General features: G+C 72.7%; 2 protein-coding genes. Both read left to right on the top strand.

Annotated features, from left to right (window positions below; translation table 11 throughout):
- The coding region (locus ABZ404_RS39135) for a hypothetical protein (protein WP_358991744.1) at positions 1–386 on the top strand (386 nt) is incomplete at its 5' end.
- Positions 383–1,066 (top strand): hypothetical protein, encoded by a 684-nt coding sequence (locus ABZ404_RS39130; protein ID WP_358991741.1) that lies wholly within the window; start codon positions 383–385, stop codon positions 1,064–1,066. The genes ABZ404_RS39135 and ABZ404_RS39130, both read left to right, overlap by 4 nt.
- Positions 1,067–1,117: the final 51 nt, after the last annotated feature.

Raw genomic sequence — 1,117 nt, 5'->3', positions numbered from 1 at the left:
CCCTGTACGCCTGCATCTTCGACGGACGGGCCCCGGATGCGGTCATGGCCGGGCTGCACGCCTACGCCGCCGCCCGGGACTGGACCGTCACCGCGGCCCTGTACGACATGGGCCCCCTGGATACGCCCGGGGAGGTCCGGCGCGCTCTGACGCGGGTGGCCCGGCTCCTGGAGGACGGCGCCGTCGATGGTCTGGTCACGCGCAGCGAGGCCGACCTGGCCGCGTCGTCCAAGCTCGGTAAGGCCCGGCTGACCGTATGGCTCGCCAGTCTCGGCCACCCCGTGTTCGTGGACTACCTCCAGAAGGCGCCCGAGAGCGTCGACGACCGCGGCCTGCGCCTGGACGAAGCCGTGCGGCCTGCGGCTTGCGACGGTGGTGCACGGTGATCGGCCACGCCGCCCGCAGCGCTGCGGCCTCCGAATGGCTGGCCCAGGCACACCCGTTCCCCCCGCAGGTGAAGGAGGAATGGTCGGACCCGCAACGGGGGGTCGCCCTCATCCCGACGGGGCACACCTTCGACACCGTCCGGGTCGCCGCCCATCTGGTCCACGCGGCAGCCGACAGCAGCAACGAGGCAGCCGTCGCGGGCTTCCTGAGCGCCCTCGTCGACGGTCCGATCATCCACGACGCCTACTCCGCGACCAGTGCCTACTACTTCCTCGTTCCGCTCGGATCGTGCGCCCACCACCTCACCCCCGACGCGCAGCTCCTCGCCCCCGGTGTGACGTGGCTGGGCGTTCCGCACCTCTCCCGGACCGCGCGGCCCGGCTCGTTCTGGGTCCTGGCCCCGCGCCAGCGCGACGACCTGTGCATCCCCGGCTACGTCGACCAGCTCATCCGCGCCGGCCGCAAACGGCTGGCCGAACCGCCGCCCGAGCTCCCCGGCATGGACCGTATTGAGGCGGAGTGCCGCGCGCTGACCGATCCCGAGGGCCCGGCCGATCCCAGCTTCGAGGACGCGCACCTGCTGCTCCTGCGCCTGCGCGGCTACCTGCTTCAGCTCGTGCCGGCCGTGGAGGAGCGCGCCGACCGACGCGAGCCGATGGCGATGGTGAGCGCGGTGTAGGTGCCGAGGCTGGAGAACAGGTCGGGCACGACCACGAAGAGGGTGGAGGCG

Source organism: Streptomyces sp. NPDC005878 (assembly GCF_040629815.1).
In the GTDB taxonomy this organism is placed as follows: Bacteria; Actinomycetota; Actinomycetes; order Streptomycetales; family Streptomycetaceae; genus Streptomyces.
The sequence above is the reverse complement of the archived record's forward strand: the minus strand, read 5'-3'. Positions and strand labels throughout refer to the sequence as shown.